The organism is Thiorhodococcus mannitoliphagus (genome assembly GCF_010915725.1).
In the GTDB taxonomy this organism is placed as follows: Bacteria; Pseudomonadota; Gammaproteobacteria; order Chromatiales; family Chromatiaceae; genus Thiorhodococcus; species Thiorhodococcus mannitoliphagus.
Genome location: NZ_JAAIJR010000199.1, coordinates 1 through 6,874, shown reverse-complemented (window position 1 = coordinate 6,874; position 6,874 = coordinate 1). Strand labels below are relative to the sequence as shown.

Here is a 6,874-nt window from a genome sequence, read left to right as displayed (position 1 = left end):
CCCGCGTCGGCGTTGGTGGACTGCGCTGCGCTTGTCCACCCTACAGAAGACGATTGGCCGAAACGATGATCGACGCCCCCCTTTCGCAAAGGGGGTCTAAAAGTGTCCATCAACAGCTTCGCCCCTTTCGCAAAGGGGGCTAAAAGTGTCCATCAACAACTTCCCCCCCTTTCGCAAAGGGGGGCTAGGGGGGATTTCGGGCGGCATCGCTCGCATCGGGAAACAATTGCTGAGCGCTTCCTCAGACGCCGTCCATTGTCTAGCGCCTCGCAACAGAGCGTCCTCCTGTCTGCTGGCGCGGGGCACTCGCGACCGCAGGCGCGCTGCTGCAATCGAGCCGCAGCACTAGCAGTCTTCATTTTCGCCCCAAACTAATGCTGATCATTGTGAATCTTGCCGCCCATTCCTCAAGTCCGAGGCAAGAGTTCCGCCCCCGTCTCTCTCATGACCACCTTGGATAGGACGCGATCCATGATCTCAATGCCCCCGACGACGAAGGATCAGACTTCGACCATTCGTGTGACGCATCTCCCTGACGGAACGAGCGAGACCGAGATCGAACGGCTCTTCGCTGACTACGGATCTGTGCATCATGTGCGCCTGCTCGCGGGCGACCCCTCATTTCGATTTCAACGGGTTTGCTATATCGATCTGCCGAAAGAGGCTGTCGCCAGCGCCATTGCCGGCCTGGATGGACAACTGCTCAATGGGTCGATCATTCATCTGAGCCAGGTCGCGGCGGGTTCGGCGACGGCAGAGCCACAGATCCAGCCCGCGACCCAAACGGATGCTGCGAGCAGCCAATCGGATGGCAGCTTGAATCGCTGTACCTATGAACTCTTGTCGATAGAAGCTGCGGACATGCCGGCGAGCACGCCTGGGGAGACTTGGTTTCGCTACGTCCTCGCGAGCGGGAAGGCGCGCATCGTCGGCTATCGCCAGGGAACACTGGAGGAAGTGACCGCCTTTGCCGAGGTCTGTGCCGAAGAGTTCAATGTGCGCAATACCATCGGGTGGAAAGCAACCAGCAGCAGCAAGACGCAGCGTCGGGCTCCGGCTGCGGCTAAGCCCGCCGCAACCGGATGGAATTGATCAGGCTCGGGGCTTCGCTTGCGCACTCCGCATCCATGGGCATGCCTTGAACGCAGTCAGCGCCGACGGCTGCCACGCGACAGCCTCGAATGATCACGAGAAGCGCTGACTCGAGAACCGCAGACTCGAGGAGTGGAGCCGATGACCCTGTTCCCGGAGAAACTCCGCCTGCGTGAGATGGCGGAGGAAGACATCTATTTCGCGAGGCGTGACGTCGAACTGATCGAGGCACTTCATAAGAAGCGACTCGGCAAGCTGGCGAAGTGCGGCGACGGCGAGAAGAAGGTCGCCAAGGCCTTCGAGCAACGCTTCGAAGACCTCACGCAGAAGCACAAGGACAAGCCCCACAAGCTGCTGCGCGCCTATCGCGGCCTCTTGGACGACATCAAGAAGGCCTGTCGAGAAAGATCCTGAGCCGCCCAGCCGCCAGATTCGGGCCTCAAGGGCTAGGGCGACTTGTCTCACCTTAAAGAGGCTTGCCTCTGGAGGTGATGAGGGTCGAAAGTAAACCGATGGGGCCAAATACCAAGGCTGCCAGCAGTACCGCCACAAAAAAGACGCCTTTCCCCTCCTTCCGCCAGTCTTTGTTGAACTTGATCAGCTTGATCGCGTAGTTGATCAAGCCAAAGATCATCCAAAGCCCAGCATAGTCAATCCAGCTCACAGGGGTCGATCTCCTTCAAAACGATGGTCGAACCGACATTCCAAACATCAAAATGTTTCGCGCTGGCTCCCACGCTCCGGAGCGTGGGAGCCAGCGGCGAAAGGCGCACGTTGGGCCTCCTAACGTCCGCCCACCCGACCGTTGCTGGCCGGCGCGCATCAGTGATGGCCGCACCCACGTAGACTGCCGAGCTTGACGCCAAGGTGTGCAACAACGCGAGACCTGACCCTACACTAGACACGGTCAGCACCGGTTGGCTCGGCTGAGCGGGCTCCCACGGGGCGCAGAGCGCCCGCCCTTGCTCCCCACGCTGGAGCGTGGGAGCCAGCAGCGACGAGCCGTCGCTGGCCCGCGCGCATCACTGATCGTCGATCACGGTCAGCATGGTGCCGATGTCGGTGGCAGTGCTCACCAACGCGGCCCCGTCTTCCGCGCGCGCGCTCGAGGGGTCGGTCTGGATGCGCTCACCGATCTCGCGCACGCGACCAGCATCGCGCTGGATCCTGCCCTTGATGCTGTTCAACTGCTGCAGCTTGGACATGGCCGCGAGACGCAGCTCCTCGGTGGCTTCGTCGCGCTCGTCCAGCCCGCTGCCGGCGCTCAAATCGCGCAGCGCGATGGCTTCCTGCATGGAACTGCGCCACCAGTGGAAGAAGGTCGCCTTGTGGTCGGCCATGGTGTTGAGGGAGATGGCCATGGCATTGATCTCGTCGCGACCTTTGGGGTCCGTCGCGATGCGCTCGGTCGGGTTTTCATGCGTCAGCCGATCCAAGAGCCCAGCCATGTCTCGCACCGGCCGCACGATACGCCTGGTGATGACAAGCGCGAGGATGGCACCCAGCGCGAGCGCGGCGGCCGCCACGCCCAGACTGAGGCGCGCCTTCTCCGCCGAGGTCGCATCGATCCGCGCGCTCATCTCCTGCATCCGCGCCCTCGCCTGCCGCAGGTTCTCCTGCGCCAAGGGCGTGATGCTCGCGACGGCCTCGTCCATCTGCTGCATGAGTGAGGCGATACGCGCATCTTGTTCCACGAGCGCGTGAAAATCGCGCTCATAGGCGGCGAGTAAGGCATCGAGCCGATCCTTCTCGTCATCCGCGATGCCCGAGGCACGCACCTGGCTGCGGATGTCCGCGGCAATGCGATCCACCATGGCGACGTACTCGGCATCCCGGCGCAGCAGATAATCCTTCTCGCGCCTGCGCAGCTGCAGGATCTGGACCTTCATGTCGGGGATAAGGTGAGCATCGAGAATCGCCTCGATGCGGTGGGCCGTGTCGCGAAATGGCCCCTTGCCGCCGTCGATGTCGCGGTTGGCCAGCACCACGCCGGCGTAGTCATCCAGTGCCTTGCGGTAGGTGGCGATCTCCTCGTCGAGTTGGGCCTTGATCGGCGGCGACAGCTCGGATGCGGCGACGGCCGATTTCAGTGCCGCGATCAGTTGGTGCACTTGCGCCTGATAGGCGGGGTCGCGCCTGAGCCCCAGGTCCTTCTCCCGCCGTCGAATCTGCAGCAAGAGCCGATAGGGCCGATCCACGTCATAGTGGCCCGCCAGGTCCTCGAGTTCATGCGCGCGCTCGCGAAAGGCGCCTTGAAGCCCTGAGTCTTCGTCCAGCCCGCGGACCCGCCAGGCCTCGACAATGGCCTCGAAGCGGGCGAGAAAGCGCTGCGATTGTGCATGCAAGGCGTCGGTGGTGCCGAGCGCATCCGGGTCAAGCGCGGCAAGCCGGTCGACCTCGGCTTCGAGCGCCGCAACCTCGCCGCGGACCTGGTCGGCAAGCGCCAGATCCCGGCTCATCAGGAACCGCTCCTCCGCGCCCCGGGCGGCAACCAGCCGCCGCTCGATCTCGAACGCATGGATCTGACGCGCCCCGTCGACATCCTGCAATCGGCCGTAGTCCTGGAGGACTCGGCCGAGGGTCAGATCGTAATTCCAGATGACAGCGAGCAGGATCAGGCCAACCAAGCCGAAGCCCAAGCCGATTTTCTCGCCGATGGTCAGTCGTGTTGCCAGCTTGCTCACGCCCCCTCCCCCGCGGTTGTGGCCGCGAGTCCGCTGTGAAAACCCTTGTGCAGAGGCTCAACGGAGCCTCATGGGCCGAGCGTCGTGAAGTGCCGAATGCGCTCGCCTTGCTCAGATCTGCTCGGCCCGAACCCGCTGCACCGTTTTATCGTTCGCCTGCTCGACGATGAACCGATAGCCCTCTTCCTCGATCTGATCGCCCTCATGGGCAAGCCGCCGCAGGCGCGCCGTCACGAAGCCGCCGATGGTATGCGCCTCGGTCAAGGGCAGCTTGATATGGAGGACATCATTGAGTTCGGACAGCGGTGTGCGCCCCGCCGTGCGGTAGGCGGTCGCGCCGCTGCTTTCGATGAAGTATTGACGCTTGGGACGATACTCGTCGAAATCGTAGCCGACATCGATATCGCCGACGACCTCCTCGAAGACGTCTTCCATGGTGATGATGCCCACGCCCGAGCCGAACTCATCGACGACGATGGCCATGTGATCCTCGCGCTCCTGTAACAACGGCAAGGTCTGGTCGATGGTCTGATTCGGACTGAGATAAAGGGGTGGATGGATGAAATCCGTGATCGGCCGCTCATCGATGCTCTCATCGAGCAAATCCCAGGTGCTGAGCGTCAACACGCCCTTCAGGTTGGTGATATTGCCGCGATACACGGGAAGCCGATTGTAGCCGTGCTTCATGACCAGCATCACCGCATCCGCGGTGCTGCGCATCTCGTTGATCCCGACCACATCCGGCAAGGGAATCATGGCCTGCCCAACCGTGGTATCGGCGAAGCGGATGATGCGTCGAATGCTCTGACGATCCACGGTGCCGACGCCGCCCGTGGACTCCCCGTCGTCCAGCAGCGCGCGCAGTTCCTCGCGCGTGATGAAGAGGTTCTGACGCGTCGAGGCGCCGCCGACCAGCCGCGTCGCAAAGCGCGCCACGCGGCTGAAGATGAAGATGACCGGGTAGAAGAGGTAGGAGAAGAATCGCAGCAGCCCGCTGACATTGGGCGCGATGGTGTCCGCCTTCTGCTGGAAGACGCTCTTGGGAACCACCTCGCCGAAGATCAGCAGGAAGGGTGTGAGGATGAGCACCGAAATGAGAGCACCCGACTCACCGAAGGCCTGAATGCAGATCAAGGCCCCCAGGGTGGAGATGATGACGGTCGCCAGGTTCGTCCCCACGAGCGTGGTGCCGAGAACGACGTCCGGCTTGCGAAACATCTTGAGCAGCAGCGCCGCGCGCCGATCACCCTGCTTCGCATGGTGGCGCAGCTTGAGCTTGTCGGAATTGACGATGGCGATCTCGGAGCCCGAGAAGAAGCCCTTCAGGAGCAGAAAGAACAGCATGACAAGCAGTGCGATCGGCCAGTCCATCAGAGGTTCTCCACTTCGGTCAATCCTTCAGCGGCAAGACTCGGCTTCGCCTCCGGTTCTGGCGGCTCGGGCGGCGCATCCTTGGAAACATCTGCGCTCGGCTCAACCTCTACCTCGGTTTCAGGGGTGCCAGGGGTATCAAAGCGGCTCACGCGCACGCGATTGATCCGCAAACCGTCGATGCCCAACACCTGGAAGCGGTAGCCCTCGAAGTCGACGGACGCGCCGACCTCGGGCAGCCGCCCGAACAAGCGGAAGACCAGGCCGCCGACCGTGGTCATCACCGGATCATCCAGATCGATGTTGGTCACCGTGTAGAAATCCAAGAGGCGCATCCAACCGGGCACGATGTGCGCGTCGCCGTCGCGCTCGCATTCGTCTCGGCCGCGGACGCTGGTCGTCAACTCGCCGAAGATGAAGGACAGTACGTCCTTCATGGTCACGATACCCAGCACTTCCCCGAACTCGCCAAGCACGATGCAAGCCCGGGTCTTGTGCTCCTGGAAGAAGTGAAAGAGTTCGTCGACCTTGACCGTCGGCGGCAGGAAGTGCGCGGGCCTGAGAATGGCCTGCAGCGACAGCTCCTCCAGGTCCGCACCGCCGCGCACGATGCGAAGCACATCCTCGGAGTGGACGAAGCCCACCACATTGTCCCAATGCCCCGAATACACCGGCACGCGCGGGTGCTGATAGGCGCGGAAGCGCCGAATCAGATCCGGCAGCGGCTGCTCGGCATCCAGCAGGCACAGCCTCGGGCCAGGCGTCATGATGTGCAGGATGTCGGTCTCTGCGGCCTCGAGCAGATTGTCGATGAGAACGCGCTCGGTCGCGTCTATGATGCCGGTCTCCTCACCCTCCTCGAGAAGACTCTTCAACTCGTCCGCGCGCAGCAGGTTCGCGCGCGCGACCGCCTCGCCCACCAAGAGGGTCGTCACCCGGTCCGCGACCTGGCGCACGGCCTCGCGCAGCGGCGTCACCAGGACGATCCAGCGCGGCAGGATGCGTGCGCTCACATGGCGGGCGAAGCCGAGCGGATGGTTGACCGCAATGGTCTTGGGCGTGACCTCGCCGACCAGCAGCAGCAGGGGCACCATGACCAGGATGTTGATCCAACCGGCGTCCTGACCGAAGAGGATGAGCAGGATGCCGGTCATATTAGCGGTGGAGGCGATGTTCACCAGCTCGTTGCCGCAGAGGATGGAGATGATGAGCCGGCGCGGCTCATCGAGCATGGCGTGGATGCCCTCGGAGTGCGGATCGCGACGATAGCGCAGCTGCTGGAGATCGATGCGGCTCAGCGAGAAGAGCGCGGTCTCTGAACCGGAGAAGACCGCCGAGGATCCCAAGAGGAGCGCCTGTAGGATCCCGCGCAAGATCAGCTCCAAGTTCCAGGTATCCATCTCCAGCATCTTGGCGAATCTCTCTGAACAAAATCGTGCGGGCTGGCCAAACAAGCCCAGCTCGAGGGCGCGCCGAGCGGGATCCAGGTGACGCCCGAACTCGGCTGGACAGTCAGTGCCGTCCGCGAGGGTGGATGCTAGCCCCCTGCGCTGAGAGCGACAAGCCGGGATCGCGACGCATCGGCGGATGCGGCCTCGATCATCCGCGCGTTCGGTGGGAGCGGCGCCCCGCCGCGAGGGGCGCGCGATCGCGGCGTGGCGCCGCTCCCACGTCGCTTTGCCTAAGAGGCTGTCTGGAAACTCCTAGGGAGGCTTCGCCGCCGACCG

The 6,874-nt window shown here is 63.1% G+C and carries 6 protein-coding genes; 2 read left to right on the top strand and 4 right to left on the bottom strand.

Annotation, left to right across the window (positions count from 1 at the left end; all coding sequences use genetic code 11):
* Positions 1–471 precede the first annotated feature (471 nt).
* A complete protein-coding gene (locus G3480_RS24510) occupies positions 472–1,092 on the top strand; it encodes an RNA recognition motif domain-containing protein (protein WP_164656854.1) in 621 nt (206 codons plus the stop codon).
* A gap of 141 nt (positions 1,093–1,233) precedes the next feature.
* Positions 1,234–1,506 (top strand): hypothetical protein, encoded by a 273-nt coding sequence (locus G3480_RS24505; protein ID WP_164656849.1) that lies wholly within the window; start codon positions 1,234–1,236, stop codon positions 1,504–1,506.
* Between the two features lie 52 nt (positions 1,507–1,558).
* Here G3480_RS24505 and G3480_RS24500 read toward each other — a convergent pair whose 3' ends face one another.
* The 4 genes from G3480_RS24500 to G3480_RS24485 all read right to left on the bottom strand — a co-directional run bounded on the left by G3480_RS24500 (position 1,559) and on the right by G3480_RS24485 (position 6,547).
* Positions 1,559–1,756: a hypothetical protein gene (locus tag G3480_RS24500; RefSeq protein WP_164656853.1), complete on the bottom strand. Its 198-nt coding sequence runs from the start codon at positions 1,754–1,756 to the stop codon at positions 1,559–1,561.
* A 358-nt stretch (positions 1,757–2,114) separates the two neighbouring features.
* Entirely contained in the window at positions 2,115–3,776 is a 1,662-nt protein-coding gene (locus tag G3480_RS24495; protein WP_164656852.1) for a HAMP domain-containing protein, read from the bottom strand.
* Positions 3,777–3,887: 111 nt separating this feature from the next.
* Positions 3,888–5,147 (bottom strand): hemolysin family protein, encoded by a 1,260-nt coding sequence (locus G3480_RS24490; protein ID WP_164656851.1) that lies wholly within the window; start codon positions 5,145–5,147, stop codon positions 3,888–3,890.
* Positions 5,147–6,547 (bottom strand): hemolysin family protein, encoded by a 1,401-nt coding sequence (locus G3480_RS24485; RefSeq protein WP_164656850.1) that lies wholly within the window; start codon positions 6,545–6,547, stop codon positions 5,147–5,149. Before G3480_RS24485 ends, G3480_RS24490 begins: the two co-directional genes overlap by 1 nt.
* Positions 6,548–6,874: the final 327 nt, after the last annotated feature.

Excerpts from the sequence above, each read along its gene's own strand:
- G3480_RS24485 (WP_164656850.1), bottom strand. The coding sequence starts at position 6,547 with ATGGATACCTGGAACTTGGAGCTGATCTTGCGCGGGATCCTACAGGCG.
- G3480_RS24490 (WP_164656851.1), bottom strand. The coding sequence starts at position 5,147 with ATGGACTGGCCGATCGCACTGCTTGTCATGCTGTTCTTTCTGCTCCTG.
- G3480_RS24510 (WP_164656854.1), top strand. The coding sequence starts at position 472 with ATGATCTCAATGCCCCCGACGACGAAGGATCAGACTTCGACCATTCGT.
- G3480_RS24505 (WP_164656849.1), top strand. The coding sequence starts at position 1,234 with ATGACCCTGTTCCCGGAGAAACTCCGCCTGCGTGAGATGGCGGAGGAA.